This window comes from Sphingomonas sp. SP1, from assembly GCF_058313395.1.
Map to the genome: position 1 here is coordinate 532,501 of NZ_JBZFLC010000001.1, position 22,967 is coordinate 555,467.

The window sequence follows — 22,967 nt, forward strand, 5'->3', positions numbered from 1 at the left end:
CAAGCAACAGCGGGCGGGCCGCCCCGGATGCAAACAGCAGGAACTCACCGCCCGGCAGCGGTACGCCTAGCGGACCGCCCCGCCGATTCCTGATGATCGCAACCCGGGTCATCGAACCCCATCCCTGGCCTTCGCTGGCAGCACTGGCGCGATAGACGAACTCGACCGGAACCGAACTCCGCTGCAGGAAGCGCACCTGCTTCTGGCTGTTCGCCGCGACGGTTACCAGTTCCGGAATGCGATAAAGCTTCAGATCGCCCAGCTCCTCCTGGGCCGCCTCCATGTCGCCGCCCCGTTCGGCCGCCGGCGGAGGTGGCGGGGGTGGCGGGGGCGCAAGAGCGTAGGACGAAATGCGGCTGCCGGTGACCACGATCTCTTCGGCCGCATCCAGCGGGATGTCGCTGGTGGTCTGTCCGGGCCAGCAGCGCAGCGTTAGCCGCTCACTTGCGGGCCGGCCCTGCCACACCCGCTCCTGATTGACCCGCCCCGCAACGGCCTGGGTGCTGGCATCACGGAAGCTGGTCTCGTCGCCGTTGGCCAGCGTCAGCCAAGCAAACAGATCAAGCTTGTCGCCGGCCGGATTCAAGGTCGCGACATAGTTGGCCTGCCAGTCGAAGCCGTAGCTGAGATAGGACAGGGTCACGGTTGCCTCAACCGGTCGTGTCGAGCGGGTGCGGATGGACAGGGTCGGCTTGGCCGACAGGCCTTCGGGCACGCCGTCGTAGACCAGGGTTTCGCCCAGGCCGCTGCAGCGCAGGGCCTCGAAGCCGTCACCGGTCCGCAGCACCAGCGCTCCTTCCGCTCCAGACCGGATCACCGCTTCCTGCTCGCGCACTCGTCCGGTCGCCCGGTCGGTACGGCGCAGATGAACGCGCCGCCCCAGCGAGCGCTCGACCAGGCTGGCGGCTGACAGCAGGTAGGCGTCGCGATTCTTCTCGACCACTTCGCCCGGCAGGCCGGTGACAATGGCGCTCTGCGGCAGGATGCCACCTGCGACACCTTCGAAGCGAAGATCCGATTCGCCGGCGGGCAAGCGTACCCGGCGAACCTCGCTGACCAGCGCAAAACCGTTTAACCACTCCAGGTTCAGGGCGGCCTCGGGCGCGCGGCCGGGGTCGCGGTACAGCGTCACCGCGACCCGCTCCGGCGCGGGCGAGGTGACGACCCCCGCGCTCGCGGGCACTCCGGCCACGAGTGACAGGCCGAGCAGCAGGCGCCGCACGATCGACCCGATCAATAGCCGGTTTCGAACACGGCGCGGACCTCGGTCCGGCCGTTGCCCGGAACCGTTACCCGCCACATGATCTCGTCGGCCGAGCGGCGGTCTCCGTTGAGGGTCTGGCTGACCACCCTCGTGTCGCCATACAGTCCGGACTGCAGAAGATTGACGGTGACCGGGTCGGGTCGGGCATTGCTCAGCGTATAACGCATGGTCGTGCGCCAGCGGTCGTTGGCCAGCCGCTCACGGCTCTCGACCACTGGCTGGACCTTGACGTCGAAGGCTTCACCTGTCGGCAGGGCGATGGCCGAGCCCATCGGTGTATGATTGATCCGGTGTTCGCCGACGAATTGGGGATTGCCGCGGGCATCGCGCTGATAGACTCGGATCGTCCCGGCCGGGAGCGCATCGCCCAAGCCCTGCTGGCGTGAACTGGAAAAGCGCAACACGGTGGCTGCGCTGGACGCTTGTTGCAGCGTTCCCAGCCAGGGATTGCGGAACTCGTAACCCCGCGATGCGGGCGTTCCGCTGACGTCCAGGAAGCTCACCTGCTTCTGCTGCCGCTGGGCGATCGTGGTCCGTTCTGGCAGTGGGTATAGGTAGAAATCACCCAGGCGTTCACGCCCGCTGGTTTCCGTACCGGGACGGCGCAGCGGCCCGTCCGGCGCGGGCGGCGGCGGTGGCGGCGGATAATACACCCCTCCTCGCGCATAGCCGCCGGGCTCCTGCCCAACCGCGCCGGCGACCAGCACCGTATTGGCGTTGCGATAAGCCGTACCGCTCTCGTTGTTGAGCGTGATCCAGCCCTGCACGTCCAGCATGCCGGCACGCTCGTCGAACAGCGCGACATAATCTGCCTGCCAGCCGAGCCCGGGGGTCAGGTATGTCAGGGTCACCGGCTGACGCCCGCCGCGCGGCGCGGTCAACGTTACCGACAGAGTGGGCCGCGGCCGCAGGCCTTCCGGCACCTTGTCGAATACCACCCGGACGGGCAGACCGTCATCACGCAGCACCTCAATCCGCTCGCCGATCTGCAGCACCACGCCGCCATTCGCAGCCAGCACCCGCGCACGCTCCCTTGTCTCGGCCCCGGTCGCCGGATTGACCCGCACCAGCGTGATCGTCTCGCCCACCGCCTTCTGCATCAGGGCGGCGGGCGACAGCAGGTCATAGTCGAAATTTTGCTCGACGATGCCGAGGCCGTTCCCAGTCAGGGTCACCGTCTGGGGGCGGATCTGCGCCGAAACATCGGGAAATTCCTGCCGCGAGCGACCGGCCGGGAGGTTGATCTCGCGCCGGTCCTGCACCAACGCCAGATTGTTGTTGTAAATGGTGACTGCGACGTCGCCCTGCGCGCTCGCCTCGGGCATGGGGATGGTCTGAGCGCCCAGGGGCACTGCGGCGACCGCGAGGCAAAGGCTGATAATTGAACGCATGGGCACTCCCTTCGAACGGAGGCCATGTTGATATCTTGTTACATGAACGTCAAACGAACAGCAGACAGCCGATTGTTACCGTTTGTCCGCTGTTGCGCAAATGTCGCGTTCGTCCAACGGCTTAGAAATCGATGGACGCTCGGGCGGAAAAGACATCGACGATGAAGTCACGCTTGTCGAACGGCTTGCCGGCATCCTCGTCGATATCGTCGCTGAACGGACCTCCGGTGATGTTTGCCCGGGCATACTGGAAATACATCCGGAAATAGTCTTCCGGGATCCACACCAGGCTGCCCAGCAGGCCTAGCTGCTTGCCGCCGCGGGTCAGATTGATCGACGACAGCGACCCGCCCGTCGCGAAGTCGTTGGTGAAGCCGCGCTTGAGCTTGTTCGAGTCGAGATCGAGATAGTCGACGCGGCCATTCACCTGGAATGCGCCCCAACCGCCCTTGCTGAACGGCTTCAGCACCTTGGTCCGGTCCCACAGGCCATTGCGATAACCACGGGTCTCACCCGTGAGGAAATAACCGACCTCGACATAGCCGCCCCAGAAGGAGGGGTCGCCGTCCGCGACGAGAAAGCTCGGGGTGGGGAAGAAATCGTTGGCGTCATCGAAGGTCGCGCCGCGGCCGTAGGCGTTGGTCTTCAGGTACTGCGCTTCGCCCGCGACATGGAGCGACTTGAAGATGCCGGCAGCCTCGACCCCGACGATCTGGTCGCTCTTGGCCGCAAAATTGCCGGTGTCCACGAAACGGACGTCGGTGGTCTGGCTGAACGGCCGCGCCCGATAGCGGGCCTGCTGATTGGTGGACGGCAACCCTGCACCGCCGCTATTCACGGTCGTTCCGTTGTTCGACTGAAAATTGCGGTACTGGTAGTTCAATCCGAGGTGCAGCTGATTGTCGCCAAGCTTCGGCGAATAGACTGCGCGAGCCGCACCGATCCAGCCGTCGTTGTCGACCGAACTGTCGATCGAATGGGCTGCGAACAGCCCCGCGCTCAGCCGCAGGTCCCCGGCCTTGTTCGCCAGCGTCGACGACAATCCCAGCCGGCGAGTGTTGATGAACGCCTCGTTGAAAGCCGAGCGCTCGAGGAAGCTGATGTAGCGGGAGCTGCTGATCTGCTCGAGGCCGTTCAGCGTCTCATGGTTGCCCAGCGTCAGGCTGTACGGTCGGTCCTTTGGCGAATAGGTCAGGATCACGTCGCCGAAGCCGACCGAGCCGTTGGCGAAATCCATTTCCGCCTTGTAGCCGAAACCGCCTGGAATGGTCCCCTCCGCACCGAGGCGGATTCGGCGGAAGCGGCTGTTGAAGCCGAGATTGCGGGTCAGGATATTGTCGTCGTCGGGGTTCGAGACATAGCCGACATCGTACATCAGTCGACCGCGCGGCTTGAAGGACCAGCCGGCTTCCTTGTCCTCATATTGCGGCGCGCCCTTCCAGCTGGGCGTTGCCTTGACCATCGCGCCTTTCAGCTCGTCGATGGACTTCTGCAGCGCTTGGACCTGCTCCTCCAGGCGATCGATCTTGGCCTGGGAGTCCTCCGGGATGGGCGCGGAAATCGCAGGTGAATTGTCCTGGGCCCATGCCGGCGCCGCGGGCATCATTGCCGTCCCGCACAACAGCGCACTCACGATCGGTGCCTTCATCGCAAAACCCCCTGACCCTCTGACTCGCTCAATGACCCGCCTAGGTGCGCTGCGCGTCTGTCGAGTGACGAGAGTATGACGGTAAAGTTACAAGAAAAAGGGCGACAAGCCGAAGCCTGCCGCCCTGTGCGTTTCAAGCCCGATGCACTCAGGCTGCCGGAGCGATCTCGCCCTCGTCCTCGACCGGACGCACCCGCCGGGTTCGGCGGCGCGGGCGGGGGGCCTCGTCATCATCACCGCGGGTGCCCGCGTCCGGCTGTTCGGACGCGACCCCGATGGCGGGCGGAAGGATGTCCTGTGCGATCCTGGGCGCGGCCTCTTCCGCAGCCTCGCCTTCGTCGCGATCGCGGCCATTGAGACGCTCGCGGCGTGGGCGACGCTCGCCCCGGTCGTCGCGATCGCGGCTCGAGCGCTCGCGGCGCTCGCCACCCTCAGCCTCGCCCGGATTGGAGCGCTCGGAACGCTCGGGTCGATCGGAACGCTCCGGCCGCTCCGCTCGCTCCGGACGGTCTCCCCGCTCGTACCGCTCACCCCGGTCTGGCCGGTCGCGTTCCGGTCGGTCGCGCTCGCGACGACGATCCTGGCGCGGCTCGTCGTCGCTTTCGCCCTCCATGATCTCGTCGTCGATTTCTTCGCCATCGTCGTCGTCGTCACGACGCGGACGCTGGTCCTCGAAACGGGAGCGGGTTTCGCTGAGAACGCGGAAATAATGGTCGGCGAATTGCAGGTAATATTCGGTCTGGACCCGGTCCCCGGCGAGCTGCGAATCGCGCGCAAGCGCCTTGTATTTCTCGAGCAGCTGCGCGGCATTGCCACGCTGCCGATTGTCCCGGGCATTCCCCCCGGCACTGCCGGACATGCCTCTGGGAGACTGCCCACCGCGACCGCGCCTGCGGCCGCCCTGGCGATTGTTCATCAAATCCTTGTTCCCCGTCGCACTGGCGCTTGTCATTCTCCAACAGCGCGTGACAACCGACCCCTGATGCGAGCGGCAGCCGCACGGCGCCGGATTAAAGCGCCGCGGTGCCCCTTGTCGTCATGGCTGCGCGCAATGCCTGCGCGCTGTCACGACCGATTGCATCGGGGGTAGCAACGGGAGGCGTCAGGCTGTTGATTTAGCGTGAGGCGGCCCCGTCCCTGCGCGTAGATGTAATGCGGCTTTTGCCCTTTTCCAAGCGATTTGTGGCCGCGCCCCGAATCAGGAGCGCGCGGGGACGCCCGCCGAGGTCATGGGCCAGGCGCGGCTCGAGCCCTTCGGAACGAAAAACCTTCGTTGCCGAATCGGCCTGGTCGAACCCGATCTCGATCGAGGCCAGGCCGCCCGGCTCGATCAACCGGCCAATCTCGGGTGCGAGGCGACGATAATCGTCGAGGCCTTCCTTGCCGGCGAACAGTGCCTCGGCCGGCTCATGTTCCCGGACCCCCCGGCCAAGCTCCGCGTCGCTCGCCACATAGGGCGGGTTGCACAGGATCAGGTCGAACCGCTCGTGGATCCCGCGCGCCCAGTCGCCCAGACGAAAATAGGCCCGGTGCGCCAACCCCAGCCGCTCGGCGTTGCGGCGGGCATAGGCGAGCGCCTCGGCCGACTGGTCGACGCCAAGGCCGGTCGCCCGCGGCCATTGGTCGAGCGCGGCGAGCAGCAGCGTGCCTGGCCCCGTACCGAGGTCGAGGATCCGGCGCGGACCCTCCGTGCCCGCGAAATGCTCGGCCGCGGCGGCGATCAGGGTTTCGCTGTCCGGGCGAGGAATAAGCGCGCCCGGGCCGACTTCCAGTTCGATGTTCCAGAAGGCCCGACGGCCGGTGATGTAGGCGATCGGCTCACCTGCCAGCCGCCGTTCGACGAAGTCCGCGAAGATGGCGGGAACGGGGCGCGCCGGCGGATCGAGCAACAGGGCGTCGCGCTCGATTCCCAGGGCGCAGGCCATCAGCAGTTCGGCATCGAGCCGCGGCGTATCGCTGACCGGCTTCAATCGGAGCGCTGCCTCGCTCAGCGCCCGACTGACCTGCTTCACGCCTCTTCCAGGCCAGCCAGCCGCTGCGCCTCGTCCTCGGCGATCAGCGCATCGGTCAGTTCCTTCAGCCCCGGCCCTTCCAGGATTTCCGGCAGCTTGTGCAGCGTCAGATTGATCCGGTGGTCCGTCACTCGCCCCTGCGGGAAATTATACGTCCGGATGCGCTCCGACCGGTCGCCCGATCCGACCATCGACTTGCGCGCGCCCGCCCGCTCGTTCGCTAACCGCTCGCGTTCGAGTTCGAACAATCGGGTCCGGAGCACCTTCAGCGCCTTGGCCTTGTTCTTGTGCTGGCTTTTTTCGTCCTGCTGGATAACGACCAGACCGGTCGGCAAGTGCGTGATCCGGACCGCGCTGTCGGTCGTATTGACCGACTGGCCGCCGGGCCCCGACGAGCGGTAGACGTCGATCCTCAGGTCCTTGTCGTCGATGTGGACATCGACTTCCTCCGCTTCGGGCAGCACGGCCACCGTCGCTGCGGAGGTGTGGATGCGCCCGCCGCTTTCCGTCGCTGGAACGCGCTGGACCCGGTGGACGCCGCTTTCGAACTTCAGCCTGGCAAACACCCCGGCCCCGTTGATGGATGCCACCGCTTCCTTGTAGCCGCCGACATCCGCGGAGGATGCGGAGATGAGCTCGAACTTCCAGCCCTGCTCCTCGGCAAAGCGCTGGTACATGCGCAGCAGGTCACCGGCGAACAGCGCGGCTTCGTCGCCGCCGGTGCCGGCGCGAACCTCCAGCATCGCAGCGCGCTCGTCCGCCGAGTCCTTGGGCAGTAGTTGCACGGCCAGGCTGCGCTCGGCCTCGGGCAGCTTAGCCCGGATATCCTCGATCTCGGCTTCCGCCATCTCGCGCAACTCCGCCTCGGCGCTGGCGTCGGCCGCCATTCCGGTCAGCACGTCGAGCTCAGCGCGCAGCCGGCGAACCTCGCGCGCGGCGGCGGCCACCGGCTCGACCTGCGCATATTCCTTGGACAGCCGCACGAACTCGTCCGGGGCCAGCGTGCCAGACGCCATCGCTTGGCTCAGCTCATGCTTCTTCGCCTCGATCTGGGCGATTCGTTCCGAACTGATCTGGCTCATGCGCGGATGGCCGTTCCCACCTGGTCGAGCGCCATCGCCCGCTGTTCACCCGTAGCCAGATCCTTGACCTGCGCCACGCCCTGTTTCAGCTCCGCGTCGCCCAGGATCACGGCATGGGCAGCACCGCTCGCCGCGGCGCGCTGCATCCGCTTCTTCATGTTGCCGCGATACGCCATGTCCGCCGCAATGCCCTGCCGCCTCAGATCGGCGAGCAACGTCACCGCCGCACGCTCGGCCGCCGCGCCCATCGGCACCAGCACCGCCGCCGGCCGCTCGGCCGCCGGCGCACCGATCATCATCGCCAGCCGCTCGATCCCCGCCGCCCAGCCGATTGCCGGCGTGTGCGGCCCACCGAGCGTTTCGATCAAGCCGTCATAGCGGCCGCCGGCCAGCACCGTTCCTTGCGCGCCCAGCGTGTCGGTCATGAACTCGAACGCCGTATGCCGATAATAATCGAGCCCGCGAACCAGCCGCGGCGCCCGCTCCCACTGCACTCCGGCGGCATCGAGGCCATCCGTCACGGCCGCAAAGAAATCTGCGGCCTCGCCCGTCAGGAAGGCGTCGATTGCCGGCGCGCTGTCGACGATCGGCCAGTCGCCATGGGCCTTGCTGTCCAAGATCCGCACCGGATTACGCTGCAGCCGGTCGCGGCTGTCGTCGCTTAGCTCTGCGGCGTGCGCCTTGAAATGATCGTACAAGGCGTCGCGCCAGGCCTGCCGCGTCGCCGGGTCGCCCAGCGTATTGAGCTTCAGCACCGCCGTCTCGCCCAGCCCCAGTTCCTTGAGCAACTGGTCGGCGAACAGCAGCACCTCGACATCCGCCTGCGGCTCACCCGCACCCAGGATCTCCGCGTCGAGTTGGTGGAACTGGCGGAATCGTCCCTTCTGCGGCCGCTCGTAGCGGAAGGCGGGGCCGTGGGTCGCCACCTTCAGCGGCGCGAACTGCTGCCAGCCTTCGGTCAGATAGGCCCGCGCGATCCCCGCCGTGAACTCGGGCCGCAGAGTGATCGAATCGCCGCCGCGATCCTCGAACGTGTACATCTCCTTCGACACCACGTCCGTGGTCTCGCCGAGCGAGCGGGCGAACACCGCGGTCGCCTCGATCACCGGCAATTCGACGCGCTTGAAGCCGAACAAACGGCGCACGCGATCGAAGGCGCCGACCACCGCGTGAAACCGGTCGGCCTCTTCGCCAAGCATGCTTTGGGTGCCGCGAACCGGCTGGGGGGTCTGGATTTGCGCCATAATGTGGGTTGCGCCCCTAGCGGCTGCGCGGGAGCATGGCTAGCAGGGCGCCATGCGCATTCCCGTTCTCCTCGCGGCCCTGTTCGCCGCACTTCCCGCCACCGCCCAGAACAGCGCCCCGCAGCCGGTGCCGATCGTCAGCACCGTGCCCGCCGCCCGCGACGTGGATTATCCCGGCACGATGCGGCTGGAGGTGGACGTGACCGACATCCAGCAAGGCATCTGGCAGGTGCGGCAGACCATTCCGGTGGCTGCGCCCGGACGCATGACCCTGCTGTTCCCGCAGTGGATCCCCGGCAACCATGCGCCGCGCGGCGAGCTCGACAAGCTCGCCGGCCTGACCTTTCGGGCCGGCGGGCAGGTCATCCCCTGGATCCGCGATCCGGTCGACATCTACGCCTTCCACCTCGACGTGCCGGCCGGCACGACCGAGATCGAAGCCCGTTTCCAGTATCTGACCCCGACGTCCTCCGACCAGGGTCGAATCCTCGTCACGCGCGAAATGCTGAACCTGCAGTTCGAGGACGTGTCCCTTTATCCGGCCGGCTATTTCACCCGCCGCATCCCGGTCAGTGCCACCGTCACCTACCCGGCGGGCTGGCGGGCCGCGACCGCGCTGCGCGCGAGCGCGAGCGCGGGCAGCCGGATCAGCTACGGCACCGTCAGCTACGAAACGCTGCAGGACTCGCCGGTCTTCGCAGGCAGGTATTTCCGCGCCGACGACCTCGGTCACGGAGTCACGCTCAATACCGTTGCCGACCACCCGCGCGAGCTGGCCGTATCCGCCGATGTGCTCGCCAAACACCGCAACCTCGTCAGCCAGTCGTTGAAGCTGTTCGGGGCGCGTCACTACGACCATTATGATTTCCTCCATGCGATCACCGACCGCTTGGGCGGCATCGGGCTGGAGCATCATCGCAGCAGCGAGAACCAGAACGATCCCGGCTATTTCATCGACTGGGAAGCGAGCCTCCCCGATCACAATTTGCTGCCGCACGAATTCGTGCACAGCTGGAACGGCAAATTCCGTCGCGGCGCGGACCTGTTCACGCCAGACTTCCGCACCCCGATGCGCAACTCCATGCTGTGGGTCTATGAAGGACAGACCCAATTCTGGGGCTATGTGCTCGAGGCCCGCTCAGGTCTGTCGACCAAGCAACAGGTGCTCGACAAGCTGGCGGTGATCGCCGCCTCGCTGGACGCTCGCGAAGGGCGCACGTGGCGGCCGCTTGGTGACACGACCAACGATCCCATCATCTCCGCCCGGCGACCCAAGGCGTGGACCAGCTGGCAGCGTAGCGAAGACTATTATAACGAAGGACTGCTGATCTGGACGGAGGCCGACGCCATCATCCGCCAGGGCACCGGCAACCGCCGCGGCATGGACGATTTCGCCAAGGCGTTCTTCGGCATGCGAAACGGCGACTGGGGCGTCCTCCCCTATGATTTCGCCGAGGTGGTGAGCACCCTGAACGGCGTATACCGTTACGACTGGGCGCGCTTCCTGGACGAGCGGGTCAATCGCCCCAGCGAACGCGCACCGCTCGCCGGCTTTACACGCTCGGGATACCGGCTCGACTTCGGGGAGGAGCCGACGCCGGCGCACGCTGCCTCCATGCGATCGGGCAAGTCGACCGATCTCAGCTATTCGCTTGGCTTGTCGCTGGACAAGGACGGGAAGATAACCGGCGTTCAGTGGGGCAGTCCCGCCTTCCGCGCCGGGCTGACCGTTGGTCAAAGCATCATTGCGGTCGACGGCCGCGCCTTCAGCGAAGCCGCGATCAAGGAGCGGATCACCGCAGCCAAGGGCGGAACGACCCCGATCACGCTGACCGTGAAGCGCGGCGAAGAGGTGCGCAGCGTGCCCCTTTCCTGGAACGGCGGCCTGCGCTATCCGCGCTTCACCAAAGTCGGCAGTGGGCGGGGCGCCCTCGACATCCTTCTGGAGCCAAAGTGAACCTTGATCTCGTGCCGGCGGGAGACAACCCGCCTGAGTCCGTCAACGTCTTGATCGAAGTGCCGATCGGTGGCGAACCGGTGAAGTATGAGCTGGACAAGAAGTCCGGCGCCATCTTCGTCGACCGCATCCTCCACACCTCGATGCGCTATCCCGCCAACTACGGCTTCATTCCGCACACGCTGGGCGACGACGGCGATCCGCTCGACTGCCTGGTCGTTGCGCGCTCGCCCTTCATGCCAGGCTGCGTGGTCCGGGTGCGCCCGATCGCGGTGCTCTTCCTGGAGGACGAAGCGGGCGGTGACGAGAAGGTGCTGGCAGTGCCGGAGGTGAAGACCTCGCCATACTATCAGGACGTGCATGAAGGCGAGCACCTGCCCCCCATCGTCATGGAGCAGATCGCCCACTTCTTCACCCACTATAAGGACCTGGAGCCCGAAAAGTGGACTCGCGTCGGTCGCTGGGGCGGGCGCGACGAGGCGCTGCAGGTCATCCGCGACGGCCTTGAGCGTGCCAGGAACGTCAGCTTCCAGGACCGTGACGAAGCCATCGGTGAAGGCCGCGAAGTCCAGGACTGACTTTACGCGCTTGTGTCCGGCAGAAGGGGATGGAATGAAGCGTTCTTCCCATCTGCCGGAGGCAACCGCTTGAATCTTCACCTGTTTGCCGGCGCTGCGATTGTCGCAGCAGCCCTCGCCAGCCCGGCGCACGCGCAGCGCCCCGGCTTTGCCGAATACCAGACCGGGGCCGCCATCGAACGGGTGCGGCGGATCGATCCGCAAGTCGGCTCGGTCCTGGCGCTCGATCCGACGGCGCTGGCGCAGGCTCGGCAGATCGACGCATCGGGCAAGGGCGGGCCGCTGGTCGGTCAGCCGATCCTGATCAAGGATAATATCGAGGTCGCCGGTCCGCTACCCACGACCGCAGGCAGCTTGGCGCTTCTCGGCAACGTCACCAACCGCGACGCGCCGCTGGTCGCACGCCTTCGCGCGGCGGGTCTGGTGATCCTCGGCAAGACCAATTTGAGCGAGTGGGCGAACATTCGTTCCAACAACTCGATTTCGGGCTGGAGCGCAGTCGGTGGGCAGACCCGCAACCCGTTCGCGCTCGACCGCAACCCGTGCGGCTCGTCGAGCGGCAGCGGCGCGGCCGTCGGCGCGGGCCTCGTCCGGATGGCGATCGGCACCGAAACCGATGGCTCCATCACCTGTCCGGCGGCGATCAATGGTATTGTCGGCATGAAGCCGACCGTCGGGCTTGTCAGCCGGACCCACATCGTGCCGATCAGCGTCTCGCAGGACACGGCGGGGCCCATGACCGCCAGCGTGGCCGAGGCGGCCCTGCTGCTGGCCGCGATGGCCGGCAGCGACCCGGCCGACCCCGCCACTCGCGAGGCCGACCGCTACAAGCGTTCCCAATATCTGCTCGATGGAGGCGCGCTTCGCGGCAAGCGGATCGGAGTCATGCGTTTCGCCTCGGGCTTCGGGACCGACCAGCCGTTCGAGGCCGCGCTTGCAGTCCTTAAGGCGCAGGGCGCAACCCTGGTCGAGATAAAGGAGTTCGGCGGCGACCGTGGCGCCATCGGACGCGATGAATTCACCGTCCTGCTGGCCGAGCTGAAGACGGGCATGGCCGACTACCTTCGCTCCAGCCCGGCGCCGATCCCGGTCAGGAACCTGGCGGACGTCATCGCCTTCAACACGGCCAACGCTCGCACCGAACTGGCTCTGTTTGGGCAAGAAACCTTTGAGCAGGCGGAAAAGACGCGCGGGACAAGCGACCCGGCTTACCGGCGCGCGCGCGCGTCGAGTTTCCGCGCGGCCGGGCCCAACGGCATCGACCGGCTTTTGAAGCAATACAATGTCGTTGCGCTCGTCGGCCCGACCATGCCACCGGCCTGGAAGATCGACGCGGTCAATGGCGACCAGATCAGCGGCGGCGGTGCCGGCGGACTTGCCGCGGTGGCCGGTTACCCTCACCTCACCGTGCCAATGGGCTCGGTCAAAGGACTGCCTGTCGGCCTTAGCTTCATCGGGCCGAAGTGGGCGGATGGCGACCTGCTGAACCTTGGCTACGCCTATGAGCAAGCGCGCGGGCCTTTACCGCCACCCCTGTTCTTCCGCTCGATCGAGCAAAGCCCGGCAATCGCGCCTTACCTCAAGCGGTAAGCTTCAGGGCCGCGATGGCGGCAATGATCAGCAGGATCAGCAGGACCCTTACCGTGCTCGCCGGCTCATCGAAGAAGGCCATGCCGACGACCACCGTGCCGACCGCACCAATGCCGGTCCACACCGCATAGGCCGTCCCCATCGGGATCGTCCGCGCGGCATATTCCAGCAGGCCCATCGACATCGTCACCGCACCCAGGAAAGCCAATGTCCACGGCAGGTTGCGAAAGCCGTCTACGAATCGCAGCGCGGTCGTGAAGCCGACCTCGAACAGGCCACCGAGGATGAGTAGGAACCAGGCCATCGAACGGCTCTCCTAGGCTGCGACTTCGAGGTGGGGGTTGGCCTGCTTCGGCTTGCGCGCCGCCAGCAAACAGCCGGCAACGATCAGCAGCGCGCCGGCCAGCGTGAACGGCGACAAGGGCTCGGAGAACACCAGCCAGCCGAACAGGGCCGCCCACAGGAAGGCGGTATATTCGGTCGCGGCCAGATAGCTGGCTTCGGCCCGGGCATAGGCCCAGCTCAATAGCAGCAGCGACAAGGTGGAAAGGATGGCCGCCAGCAGGATCCAGCTCCACTGATCCGCAGGCGGTATCGCCGTTCCGACCAGCGGCAGCGCAAGCAGCAGTGTCACGCCCACTGTCAGGTTCTGAAAAAAGGCGATCTCCAGCGGCTTGGCTGCCAGGCTTTGCCGCCGCATCAGGATGATGTTGACGGCATAACAGACCGCCGACAGCAATATGGCCAGGCTGCCCAGCAACGCCTCCCGGCCGAGATCGGCCTGCGCCTGGCCAACGAAGATCACCAGCACTCCGGCAAATGCAATCAGCGAGGCACTCAAGGTGCGCGGGCCGATTTTCTCGTGCAGCCAGACCGACGCAAGATAAAGCGCGATCAGCGGCGCGATGAAGGCAAGGGCGATCGCCTGAGCCAGCGGCACGCGTCCAATGCCCCAGAAGAACAGCAGCCCCATCACCGTGGTCAACACCCCGCGGGTCACATGCAACCGCAGCACCGCCCGCGCCGGCCACCCGGAACGTCCGGGCAGGTACATCGCCCCCGACAGACCCACGCTTGCAAAGCTGCGCCACAGCATGGTCGCATAGACGCCGATTGCCAGCACCAGCCCTTTCATCACCGCGTCCATCAATGAGAACAGGGCAATGCCAAGGGTCCCGACCAGAAAGGCTATAGCTGGAGAATGACGGCGCGACGGCATCCGCTGCCGCTACGCGATTGCCGGCGCTGCGCAACCCTCCCCTGCCGCGCTCGTTGCCAAGCGATGGGCACTCCGAAATTCACTCGCCTCCACTTTGCAGACGAACTGCTCGCTACCATGCCATTTCCCCGCCGCGCCATGAGGGTCCTTCGGGGCCTGGGTTCGGGCCTTGCTCGAACGGCGGACGGGCGGCTGTTCGCGGTCGGCGATCGGGGACCGAATCTCAAGATCGACCTGGCGGTGGAAACCTACGGCATGGACGGCGTCGCCCATGCCAAACGCGGCGCCAAGATCATGCCGGCGCTCGACATTGGGCCGACCATCGCCGAACTTCGCATCGATCACGACGCGATACATTTGGTCCGCGCTTTTCCGATCACCGGTGAAGACGGCGAACCACTTAGCGGCCTGCCGACGCCAGGAAGCGCAAACAGCCGCATGGAGCCCGCTCTGCGCCCTGACGGCTCCCCCCTTCGGCCCGACCCCGGCGGCGTGGACAGCGAGGGCATTGCCGTCGACCCGGACGGCGATTTCTGGATTGGGGAAGAATATGGTCCATCGCTCTTGCGGGTTACGCCGGATGGACGAGTCCGTGTTCGCTGGGTGCCGAAAGGCAGCGAAGCCAGCTTCGCCGGCGCACCCTATCCGGTCGAAGGCGTTCTGCCCGTGCTCGCCGCCGCTCGCCAGGTCAATCGCGGCTTCGAGGCTATCGCCTTGTCGGAAGATGGCGCTCGCCTCCACCTCCTGTTCCAGAGCCCGCTCGCGCATCCCGATGAGCAAGCCCACGCCGCCGCCCGGCACGTGCGGCTCTGGACCCTCGATACAGAGTCGGGCGCGCTGCTGGCGCAATATCTGGTGCCGCTCGATGAGCCCGCGAGTTTCCGCCGCGATGTCGCCAAGGGGGATCTCCAACGCTCCGACATCAAGGTCAGCGAGCTTTTGTGCGTCGGCAGCAACCGGCTGCTCTTGCTGGAGCGAGGGTCGGAGACGACCAAGCTGTATCTGATCGAACTCGACCCCGGCTGCGCCTTGCCGGACGAATATGCGCTCGCGGAAACCCGGCCCACCGTCGAGGAACTCAGCGCCGCAGGGACGCTCGACCTGCCGGTGCTGCGCAAGCGGGTCCTGCTATCGACCGACGACCACCCGGAGGTCAACGCCGACCTGGAAGGCATGGTCCTGCTCGACGACCGGACACTGCTGCTGGTCAACGACAATGATTTCGGGATCGAGGACGTCGCCACCGCCTTCTGGCGCGTGGAGTTCGCCGACCCGATCTAGGCTATTCGGCCGCGTGCAGTTCCGGCGTAGGCGCAACGGCGTTGGCCGCCTCGATTTCAGCCGCCTTCTGCTCGACCAGCCGCACGATGTGGTCGACCATGCCTTCGTCAGAAACATGGTGGTCGGTGACGCCCGACAGATAGACCATGTGCTTGCCATTTCCGCCGCCGGTCACACCGATATCCGTTTCGCGCGCTTCGCCGGGCCCGTTCACCACACAGCCGAGCACCGACAGGCTCATGGGCGTCCGGATGTGCTGCAGGCGCTGTTCCAGCTTCTCGACCGTGCGGATCACGTCGAAGCCCTGCCGCGCACAACTCGGGCAGGAGATGACCCGCACCCCGCGATGGCGCAGGCCCAGACTCTTCAAGATCTCGTACCCTACGCGAACCTCTTCCTCCGGCTCTGCCGACAGTGACACGCGGATGGTATCGCCGATCCCGCTCCACAGCAGCATTCCGAGGCCGACCGAGCTCTTCACCGTGCCGCCGATCAGCCCGCCCGCTTCGGTGATGCCGAGATGCAGCGGGCAATCGAGCTCGCTGGCCAACTGCGAATAGGCCGCGACCGCGAGGAAGACGTCCGACGCCTTCACGCTGATCTTGTACTCGCGAAAGTCATTGTCCTCGAGCAGGCGAACATGGTCGAGCGCGCTTTCGACCAGCGCGTCCGGGCAGGGCTCGCCATATTTCTCGAGCAGGTGCTTCTCGAGGCTGCCGGCGTTGACTCCGATCCGCATCGAACAGCCATTGGCCTTGGCCGCGCGCACCACTTCCGCCACCCGCTCGTTCGAGCCGATATTGCCCGGGTTGATCCGCAGGCAAGCCGCGCCCGCGTCGGCGGCTTCCAGTGCGCGCTTGTAGTGAAAGTGGATGTCCGCAACGATCGGAACGTTGGCCGCGCGCACGATTTCCTTCAGCGCGGCGGTGCTTTCCACATCCGGGCACGACACGCGGATGATATCGACCCCCGCCTCTTCGCACCGCCGGATCTGGTCGATGGTCGCCGCCGCGTCGGAAGTTGGCGTATTGGTCATGGTCTGAACGGTGATCGGCGCATCGCCGCCGACCGGCACGTTACCGACCATGATCTGCCGGGAGGGTCGGCGCTGGATATCGCGCCACGGACGAATGGACATGACGGGGATATAGAGGACCGGCGCTACAGAACCAAGGCAACCGGCAAAGCGTGGAGAATTCCCTGATTTTCTGTTAATGCGCCCCGTTAAGACTCGGGGAAATCAAAAGGGTGGAAGGATCGGCCGTCCTGTCGCGTCGCAGTGCCGCCCGACCCCGGCGGACGGCGAAGCGCGCGCCCTTCGTCCAGCGCTACTGGGCGTTCCTTTCCTACAGCCACGCCGATGCCGCCGAAGCCGCCTGGCTGCACGGAGCGCTCGAGAAATTCCGGGTGCCAGCAGCGCTCGTCGGGCGGCGAACCAAGCGGTTCCTGATTCCCAGGAGCCTCGCCCCGATCTTTCGAGACCGGAGTGAGTTGGCCGCATCCACCGACCTGACGCAGGAAATCAGGGAAGCGATCGAATGTTCGCGCCACCTGATCGTGCTCTGCTCCCCCGCCGCCGCGCAAAGCCGCTGGGTCGACGAGGAGATCCGCAGCTTCCGGCGGATGCGTCCGGACGGGCAGGTGCTGGCTGCCATCTTCGCCGGCCTGCCCAACGCCAGCGCCATCCCGGGCCGCGAGGCGGAGGAATGCTTCCCCCCGGCGCTGCGGGAGCGCTACGATGCGCGCGGCCGTCCGACTGGAGAAGCGGCCGAGCCCGTCGCCGCCGACTTTCGCGAGAGCGCAGATGGTCGCCAGGCCGGCCTGCTCAAGATCGTCGCCGGAATGCTCGATTGCCGCCTCGACGAGCTTGTTCATCGCGAGGAAGTGCGCCGCAGCCGCAAGATGGTCCTGGTGACCGCCGCTTCCATCGCGGGCATGGCTTTGACCAGCACGCTCGCCGTTACCGCCATCCAGGCCCGCGACGCCGCCCGCGACCAGCGGCGCGAGGCCGAAAGCCTGGTCGGTTTCATGATCGGTGATCTGAAAGACAAGCTGGAGCCGGTCGGCCGCCTTGATGCACTCGACGCGGTCGGCAGCCGGGTGCTCGCCTTTTACGAGCGCCAGAACAAGGGCGACTTGTCGGACGAGGCCTTGGCCCAGCGCTCCAGGGCGCTCACCCTGATGGGCGACATCGCCCAGCGGCGGGGGGACCTCGAAGGCGCGCTCCGCCGCTACCGCGAAGGCCTGGCCGGCACCGCCGAGGCTCTTCGCCGTGATCCCGATAATCCGCAGCGCTTGTTCGATCACGCCCAGAACGTCTTCTACGTCGGCAGCATCGCGATGCAGCGCAGCCAGCGGGATGAAGCGTTGCGGTATTTTCGCGAATATCAGTCTCTGGCCGATCGAATGATCGCCCTTCAACCTCGTGAATCGCGCTGGCAACTCGAAGGCGCTTATGCTGATCAGAACGTCGGCGCCGTCTTGCTGGAGGAGCGCAAGGCGAGGGACGCGGCGCAGCTGTTTGCCCGTTCCCTCGCGCGGACCGACCGGCTGCTCGCCGCCGATCCCGGCAATCGGGCCTATCTGGATCAGAAGGGCGAAACGCTGGCGTTTCTGGCCGATGCGCTGGAACGCTCCGGCGGCTTGAAACGCGCAGTCGCCTTTCGCGATGCCCAGCTTGCCATTCTGGCTCGCAACAGCGCCGCGGACCCGCGCGACACCGGCTTGCAGGACAAGGCAATGGTCGCTCATCAGGCCGCCGCCCTGCTTCGCTTTGCCTTGGGTGAGAACGGGTCCGCCGAGGCGCACGCGCGTGAGGCCGTCAGGATCAGCATGGCCCTTCGGGCGACGGAGCCTTCCAGCGCCGAGTGGATGGATCGCAGCACGGGCGCCCAGCAGGTCGCTGGCGATCTCATGCTGCGACTGGGCCGACTGCCGGAGGCCGGTCGCCACATCGACATGGCGTGCAGCCTCGCGGAAACGCTGACCAGGCGCGATCCGGCGGTGGCTCGCTGGCAGACCCGGCTGGCCCGCTGCCGCGCGCAACAAGCCCGCCTGGCTCTCGCCCAGGGGCGTCCGGGCGAGGCCTTGCTACAGGTTGGCCAAAGTCTCGCCGCCGCCCGCGCGCATAACAGCAACTGGGTCGAGGACCGCCTTCAACTCGCAATGTTGACCAAGCTCGCCGGCGACATTCAGGCGGCCTCCGGTGACCGGCAGGGCGCACGCCAACGCTGGACCGAAAGCCTGTCGCTTTGGCCCCGCGACATCGGGGAAACGCCCCGCGAATTGAGTGAACGTGCCAAGCTTTTCGCCAGCCTCGGAGATACCGCTGGTGCTGCTGAGCTCCAGCGACAGTTGGCGGGCATGGGTTACCGGGCAGACTGATCGCAATTCCAAGGGGAGCAGGACAATGGGACATGGAAAGGAACGGCCCGTCACCATCAAGGCCTTGGCCGGAGGTGGTTTCGAGATGCTCGAAGCGAAGCAGCCCAAGAAGCGGCTCGAATTCTACAAGAAGCAGGACAATCTTAAGAAGGAGGATTGGCACGAGGTCGTGTTCGAACTCGACGATCCCGGCGGCACGCGCCGCTTCCACCCGGACCCGAGGCAGGCCATCTGGGTCGCTCGCGGCGACATCACGACCGAACCGGAATGCCCGCCCAATCCGTCGCAGGATCCGCTGGGCGAATTCAAAGGCGTCGACGTCAGCCGGGACGGCCGGCGACTGATCGTGCACAACACGAACGAAACCGAGTGTCTGCTGTCCTTTCGCCTGAATTTCTCACGCGTCGGAGATCCAAGCTCGGATCCTACGATCATCGATTATCACGATCCGGGCGTGAAGAACGGAAACGGCAGTGTTTAGCGCTTCATCGTACGCCAGAAGGAAGGAAGCAGCATGCCATCTCAGCCAGTCGCACCCGCCAACGCCGTACCCTACGATGTCCGCCTGAAGGCGAAGAAGCGTTCCAGCGGCGGTTACAAGATCTGGATGCCGGGACCGCTGGATTTTCCGCTATCACGGCTCAAGTTCAACAAGAAAGACCTGGGGATGAAGCACGACCAGGTCCATTGGGTGCAGATCCACCTGCAGAATCTCTCCGGCGCGACGCTGCGCTTCCATTCGGACTGCAGCCAGGTGTTCTGGATCAAGCCGGGCGACAAGAGCGAGGATTGTCCGGATTGCCCGTCCACGGTCGCCGGCATCGAGGCGAAATGGTCCGATAAATGCCTGCTCATCGTCCAGAACGACAATAAGACCGTCGAGGACTATCGTTTCACCATCAATTTGCTCGAAGACGGCGACGACGGCTCGGACCCGTCCACATACATCCCATTCGATCCCGGGTGGAGCAATCGCAACAGTGGGGTGACCTTGAACCGCGCCCTCACCCCCGAACAAGCGGTCGGCGTAGCGGTACTTGGGGCGGCTGCCGTCGCGGGCATCCTCTGGCTGTTCTCGAAAGGCCGCGGGTCAGGCCGGCGCTGACCTTGAAGAGCCTTCAGCGGCTTCAGCTCGGCGAGCGCCCCTAGGCGTGGACTCGCCGCCGCGGCCATCGTTCGGCTTCACGCTGGGCGTGACCGGCCACCGGATCGAGGCGCTTGGAGATCGGTTGGAAGCCGTGACCCAGCGGATCGCCGGCGCTCTCGAAGCGCTTGAGACGGCCGCCTTGCAGGTCTGGGCGGAGGAGCGCGAGATTTTCTCGGACGAGCCACCGGTCTTGACCTTGGTCACGCCTTTGGCCGGCGGTGCCGACCAGCTGGCTGCTAATGAAGCGCTTAGACGGGGCTGGGAAATCCAGGCCGTCCTGCCGATGGCCCGCGACCGCTACGCCGCGTCGATGTCGCCCAGCGAAGCCGACGGCTTGGCGACCCTGCTTCGGCAAAGCCGCTGCGTGCTGGAACTGCCCGGCGACGACCAGGCGTTGCCGGAGGCCTTCACCATGGCCGGCCGCGCAACGGTGGCCCACTGCGACGTTCTGCTCGCGGTATGGGACGGGTTGCCCGCACGGGGGCGCGGCGGCACTGCGGAGACGGTCGACGCCGCGCTGCTGCGAGGCACGCCGATCCTTCATCTATCGCCTGATCAGGACGCGATCGGCGACCTCCTGTGGAGCGCGTTCGATCCGGTGGTGGTGACCGCACCGGGCGACCGGAATTGCGGGCGGCCAGCCGACGACACCGCTTTGCTTGGCGTCATGCGCGCGCTGCTAGCGCCTCCGCCGGCTCCCATCGAGCGTTCGTTCGTGCGCCGCTTCCTGACCGAAAGTCCGCGCCGGTTCAGCCTTCGCCTGGAATACCCCCTGCTGATGACCCTCGCCGGCACCCACCGGCTGTCGGCCCGCGACCTCGCCGCACGGCCAAAGGTGACGGCCACCCGCGCAGAATGGACCGAATACCGCCGATCGTGCGTCGAGAAACTCGGGGTGGAAACGCCCCTCGACCAATTGCAGGCCGCTTATGAGTGGAGCGACCGGCTCGCCACCCATTTTGCGCAGACCTATCGGTCGAGCCACATCTTCAATTTCCTGCTCGCGGCCCTCGGTGCCTGGATCGGGCTGTCCGGGCTGGTGGCGCCGGCCAACCCCCTGCTGCTCGCCATCGCCGAATTTCTGGTCATCCTGGCGGTGGTGTTCAACACGGTGGTGGGTTCCCGTCGCTGCTGGCACCAGCGTTGGCTCGATTATCGGCAAATCGCGGAACGCTTGCGACCGATGCGCAGCCTGAAGCTGCTCGGCATTGCCGCACCCGACCCGCCGGGCTCCGCCGCGGAGCCCGTCGCGCGGCGGTGGATCGACTGGTACGCCGCCGCCTTCTGGCGCACCACGGGATGTCCCGCCGGCCGGTTGAGCCCCGCCGACCTGCCCAGCCTGGCGGAGGCGATCGCAGCGCGCGAACTGCAACCGCAGATCGCCTACAACGTGCGCAATGCCCAGCAGGTCCAGGCTTTCGACGGCCGACTGGAGAAGCTCGCGCTCCTGCTGTTTCTGGCGACCATTGCCGTGACCTTTTGTGTTATCCTCGGCCTGGAGTTCGCGCCTGAACTGGTGCGTGACCATGGCAATTGGATCACCGCCTTGTCGGCCGGCCTGCCGGCCTTGGGAGCGGCCATCTTCGGTATCAGGGTTCAGGGCGACTACGGCGCACTTGCGGCCCGATCGCGCTCGACGGCGGGCCAGCTGGAACGCGTCGCCGCGGACCTTCGCGTGGCCAGCGGCCTCCCGCGAATCGCCGACCTGACCGAGCAGGCCGGCCGTATCATGCTGGCAGACCTCGGCGAGTGGCGGCTGGTCAATGAATTGCACGAATTGTCGTTGGCCTAGGCGCTTCCTATAGCGTCGGGGTGCCGATTCTCCGTCTTCTCGCCGTGCTCTGCACGCTGTTCGCCGCCGCGCCTGCCGCTGCTTACTGGGACTATGGTCACCGCTTTGTCGCGGCGATCGCATGGGAATCGATGAAGCCGCAAACGCGGGCGGAGATCAGTCGACTTGTCCGCGCCAGCTGGCATCTCGAAACCCCCGACTGTCCAATCACCAGCATCGAGGACGCCAGCGTCTGGGCCGATTGCATCAAGCCGATGGGCGACCGCTTCAGCTATCAGAACAGCTGGCATTACCAGAATGTCGACATCTGCAAGCCGTTCGACCTCAAGGAGGCATGCAAGGACGGCAATTGCGTCTCGGCGCAGATCGAGCGTAACGCCCGCCTCCTCGCCGACCGCAAGCTACCGGTTCGGGACCGGGTCATGGCGTTGGCCTATCTCACCCACTTCGTCGGCGATCTCGCCCAGCCGATGCACGCCGGCGACCGCGATGACCGTGGCGGCAACGATGTGCGGACGAGCTACGGCGTAATCGCCGGCCGCACCAATCTTCACTCGATGTGGGACGGCTGGCTCCCCGAGCGGGCGATCACGACCCCGGTCACCCCCGCGAACGGCACCAACGACCTGCCCCTTCGCACCCGCGCTCGCGGCTTCGTGGAGGCGCTATCGACCGAGGAACGCAGGACGCTTGCCGGCGGCACGGCCGAGGATTGGAGTCGTGAGGGCTGGAGCAACGCCCGGACCTATGCTTACGGCTCGTTGCTGGCCGATCCCTGTGGTCCCCCTCCAAAAGAGCGCCCGGTGCTCGACGAGGCGGACGTCCAGGCGCTGCTCGCACCCGTCCGTCGCCAGGTTCTCGCGGGGGGCCTCAGGCTTGGGCGCATGCTCGACGAGGCATTGCTGGAGGGGAAGGCCCCCGAGCGGCGACGCGACTAGTCGTCCTCGCCCCAACGCCAGCGCCAGCCACCGCGGGTGGTTTTCCAGCTAACGACGATCAGCACGGCGGTGAGCGGCAGCACGATCGCCAGGGTTACCGCGCCATCTTCGCCCCACATCCAGATGCTGAGCGCCAGCGCGCCGAGGTAGCCGATCAACAACGCCCAACCCTGCCAGGCGATCGGCAGGCCGGCACCCAGCCCAAAGCGCTTCGGCGCGAACCATTCCGGACCTTCGCTCATCACTTCTGCTCCCTCATTGGCCGGCCCCGTTTGACCGGCTGAGGCGGTTCAAGCCGCACGCCTCGGGCCTTCAGCGCTTCCCGCAACAGGCACTCGGCCTCGGCGTTGGCGGAGCGCAGGTTGGCTGTGGCGCAGCGCTCCACCGCCGCCCACAGCCCGGCGTCCACCCGCAGCGGAAAGGCTTTGCGCTCCGCCATG

At 66.2% G+C, this 22,967-nt stretch carries 21 protein-coding genes (1 of these 21 running past the window's edge); 9 read left to right on the forward strand and 12 right to left on the reverse strand.

Translation table 11 applies throughout. The annotated features are described in order from the left end of the window. The 7 genes from AC4GYS_RS02795 to hisS all read right to left on the reverse strand — a co-directional run. Window positions 1-1,222: the 5' portion of a DUF4139 domain-containing protein gene (locus tag AC4GYS_RS02795; protein ID WP_491107582.1), read on the reverse strand. Its footprint begins 266 nt before the window's first position; the window shows 1,222 of its 1,488 coding nt (coding positions 1-1,222); its start codon is at window positions 1,220-1,222; the stop codon falls past the left edge of the window. Window positions 1,223-1,233: 11 nt separating this feature from the next. Then, the gene (locus AC4GYS_RS02800; RefSeq protein WP_491107583.1) at window positions 1,234-2,655 is read right to left on the reverse strand and encodes a DUF4139 domain-containing protein; all 1,422 of its coding nucleotides are present in this window, start codon (window positions 2,653-2,655) and stop codon (window positions 1,234-1,236) included. Between the two features lie 121 nt (window positions 2,656-2,776). Then, complete coding sequence (locus tag AC4GYS_RS02805; RefSeq protein WP_491107584.1) at window positions 2,777-4,303, reverse strand: OprO/OprP family phosphate-selective porin; 1,527 nt, start codon at window positions 4,301-4,303, stop codon at window positions 2,777-2,779. 148 nt (window positions 4,304-4,451) lie between these two features. Then, a complete protein-coding gene (locus AC4GYS_RS02810) occupies window positions 4,452-5,255 on the reverse strand; it encodes a DUF4167 domain-containing protein (RefSeq protein ID WP_491107585.1) in 804 nt (267 codons plus the stop codon). Window positions 5,256-5,418: 163 nt separating this feature from the next. After that, window positions 5,419-6,315, reverse strand: a complete 897-nt coding sequence (prmC, locus tag AC4GYS_RS02815) for a peptide chain release factor N(5)-glutamine methyltransferase (protein ID WP_491107586.1) — start codon at window positions 6,313-6,315, stop codon at window positions 5,419-5,421. Next, window positions 6,312-7,397, reverse strand: coding sequence for a peptide chain release factor 1 (gene prfA, locus AC4GYS_RS02820; RefSeq protein ID WP_491107587.1), 1,086 nt, complete (start codon window positions 7,395-7,397; stop codon window positions 6,312-6,314). The genes prmC and prfA overlap by 4 nt, the downstream gene beginning before the upstream one ends. Then, window positions 7,394-8,641, reverse strand: a complete 1,248-nt coding sequence (gene hisS, locus AC4GYS_RS02825) for a histidine--tRNA ligase (RefSeq protein ID WP_491107588.1) — start codon at window positions 8,639-8,641, stop codon at window positions 7,394-7,396. The genes prfA and hisS overlap by 4 nt, the downstream gene beginning before the upstream one ends. Window positions 8,642-8,693: 52 nt before the next feature. On the opposite strand from hisS, the gene AC4GYS_RS02830 reads away from it, so the two are divergent. From AC4GYS_RS02830 to AC4GYS_RS02840, 3 genes are all read left to right on the forward strand, one after another. After that, window positions 8,694-10,598 carry a M61 family metallopeptidase gene (locus tag AC4GYS_RS02830; protein ID WP_491107589.1) on the forward strand — a complete coding sequence of 635 codons (1,905 nt, stop codon included), beginning with the start codon at window positions 8,694-8,696 and terminating at the stop codon, window positions 10,596-10,598. Beyond that, window positions 10,595-11,176 (forward strand): inorganic diphosphatase, encoded by a 582-nt coding sequence (gene ppa / locus AC4GYS_RS02835; protein WP_491107590.1) that lies wholly within the window; start codon window positions 10,595-10,597, stop codon window positions 11,174-11,176. Before AC4GYS_RS02830 ends, ppa begins: the two co-directional genes overlap by 4 nt. Before the next feature lie 69 nt (window positions 11,177-11,245). Continuing rightward, window positions 11,246-12,766 (forward strand): amidase, encoded by a 1,521-nt coding sequence (locus AC4GYS_RS02840; RefSeq protein WP_491107591.1) that lies wholly within the window; start codon window positions 11,246-11,248, stop codon window positions 12,764-12,766. Here the strand turns inward: AC4GYS_RS02840 and AC4GYS_RS02845 are convergent. Next, complete coding sequence (locus tag AC4GYS_RS02845; RefSeq protein WP_491107592.1) at window positions 12,756-13,070, reverse strand: DMT family transporter; 315 nt, start codon at window positions 13,068-13,070, stop codon at window positions 12,756-12,758. The two genes, AC4GYS_RS02840 and AC4GYS_RS02845, sit on opposite strands and share 11 nt — an antisense overlap. A gap of 12 nt (window positions 13,071-13,082) precedes the next feature. Next, a complete protein-coding gene (locus AC4GYS_RS02850; protein WP_491107593.1) occupies window positions 13,083-13,985 on the reverse strand; it encodes a DMT family transporter in 903 nt (300 codons plus the stop codon). 138 nt (window positions 13,986-14,123) lie between these two features. Here AC4GYS_RS02850 and AC4GYS_RS02855 point away from each other — a divergent pair, with 138 nt between their 5' ends. Then, window positions 14,124-15,266, forward strand: a complete 1,143-nt coding sequence (locus AC4GYS_RS02855) for an esterase-like activity of phytase family protein (RefSeq protein ID WP_491107594.1) — start codon at window positions 14,124-14,126, stop codon at window positions 15,264-15,266. A gap of 1 nt (window position 15,267) precedes the next feature. Here AC4GYS_RS02855 and ispG read toward each other — a convergent pair whose 3' ends face one another. Further along, a complete protein-coding gene (gene ispG / locus AC4GYS_RS02860; protein ID WP_491107595.1) occupies window positions 15,268-16,404 on the reverse strand; it encodes a flavodoxin-dependent (E)-4-hydroxy-3-methylbut-2-enyl-diphosphate synthase in 1,137 nt (378 codons plus the stop codon). A 110-nt stretch (window positions 16,405-16,514) separates the two neighbouring features. Here ispG and AC4GYS_RS02865 point away from each other — a divergent pair, with 110 nt between their 5' ends. The 5 genes from AC4GYS_RS02865 to AC4GYS_RS02885 are packed head-to-tail and all read left to right on the forward strand — an operon-like array spanning window position 16,515 to window position 22,527. Then, a complete protein-coding gene (locus AC4GYS_RS02865) occupies window positions 16,515-18,650 on the forward strand; it encodes a TIR domain-containing protein (RefSeq protein WP_491107596.1) in 2,136 nt (711 codons plus the stop codon). Window positions 18,651-18,675: 25 nt separating this feature from the next. Continuing rightward, complete coding sequence (locus AC4GYS_RS02870; RefSeq protein WP_491107597.1) at window positions 18,676-19,131, forward strand: hypothetical protein; 456 nt, start codon at window positions 18,676-18,678, stop codon at window positions 19,129-19,131. Window positions 19,132-19,164: 33 nt separating this feature from the next. Then, window positions 19,165-19,755, forward strand: coding sequence for a hypothetical protein (locus AC4GYS_RS02875; RefSeq protein ID WP_491107598.1), 591 nt, complete (start codon window positions 19,165-19,167; stop codon window positions 19,753-19,755). 46 nt (window positions 19,756-19,801) lie between these two features. Beyond that, the gene (locus AC4GYS_RS02880) at window positions 19,802-21,589 is read left to right on the forward strand and encodes a DUF4231 domain-containing protein (RefSeq protein WP_491107599.1); all 1,788 of its coding nucleotides are present in this window, start codon (window positions 19,802-19,804) and stop codon (window positions 21,587-21,589) included. Between the two features lie 20 nt (window positions 21,590-21,609). Then, complete coding sequence (locus AC4GYS_RS02885; protein ID WP_491107600.1) at window positions 21,610-22,527, forward strand: S1/P1 nuclease; 918 nt, start codon at window positions 21,610-21,612, stop codon at window positions 22,525-22,527. Here the strand turns inward: AC4GYS_RS02885 and AC4GYS_RS02890 are convergent. After that, a complete protein-coding gene (locus AC4GYS_RS02890) occupies window positions 22,524-22,769 on the reverse strand; it encodes a hypothetical protein (RefSeq protein WP_491107601.1) in 246 nt (81 codons plus the stop codon). The two genes, AC4GYS_RS02885 and AC4GYS_RS02890, sit on opposite strands and share 4 nt — an antisense overlap. After that, a complete protein-coding gene (locus AC4GYS_RS02895) occupies window positions 22,769-22,966 on the reverse strand; it encodes a type II toxin-antitoxin system antitoxin (RefSeq protein ID WP_491107602.1) in 198 nt (65 codons plus the stop codon). The genes AC4GYS_RS02890 and AC4GYS_RS02895 overlap by 1 nt, the downstream gene beginning before the upstream one ends. Between the last annotated feature and the right edge of the window lies 1 nt (window position 22,967).